The sequence below is a fragment of the Vreelandella olivaria genome (assembly GCF_023507745.1).
Classification (GTDB): Bacteria; Pseudomonadota; Gammaproteobacteria; order Pseudomonadales; family Halomonadaceae; genus Vreelandella; species Vreelandella olivaria_A.
Map to the genome: position 1 here is coordinate 1 of NZ_JALPZO010000037.1, position 828 is coordinate 828.

Annotated in this window: 1 protein-coding gene; it reads right to left on the bottom strand. The window is 54.8% G+C overall.

Translation table 11 applies throughout. The annotated features are described in order from the left end of the window. Nucleotides 1-447 precede the first annotated feature (447 nt). Nucleotides 448-828, bottom strand: a 381-nt coding sequence (locus HP566_RS03170; protein WP_249975815.1) for a hypothetical protein, incomplete at its 5' end; no start/stop codon positions are given.

Here is an 828-nt window from a genome sequence, read left to right on the forward strand (position 1 = left end):
ACCGTGGGTATCTCGAACTGGCGGAAGCCTTGCGGCGCGGTGCGCAGGCTATGCACTGCCGCACGCTGCTGCAACACCTACCAAACCCCAAACAGCATACCGGCGCTACCTATAGCTATCGCAAAAACAAAGCATAGTATCCACGACGTGTAGAGCCACACCAACAGGCGTTTTAGTCTCACCGGGGCTTGGTCAATCAAGTGTTCTTTCCCTTGAGGATTAAATTGCCTTATAACGCGTCTGCCTTTGAATAATATGGTCAGCCCATAACATGTCATACGCGAAAGGGAAAAGGGCAGCCCCTTGAGGTATAGCTGTTCGGGAGACTCCCACGCTCCAAAATAACGATCCGCCTCATCAATTTTGAACAATGCGACGAGAGCAGCAATCAACATCAAAGCCAAGCCGACCAAGCCGAAGATACCAGTACCAAACCCTACAATGGCTTCAGCGATTGTCATCGTTATTATCGCCATGTAGTGTTCGATAGAAGAATAGTCCTGCCTGCTCACCGAGCGGCTCCGCTGCTTTGGCGCCCCCATAGGCACCCGCGCCTGCGGCCACCATGCCACATATCACTTTACCGCCGGGATTAAGACTGACCACCAGACATACACCACTGGAAGGGGCGGCAATAGCGCCTGCTCCACCACCAAAAGTACGCCCCACCAGTTTTCCATACTCGACATATTGGATACGCTGGCACTCTTCCTCGCGCCCTGTGGCGCACGCCTCGGCGATAGTGTCACGGGTCGCGTAGGTATCCAGCCCAACCCCTACAGCGCTGCCGATACTGGTGAGTTTGGCGGCCAGCCCCACGCGCGTTAT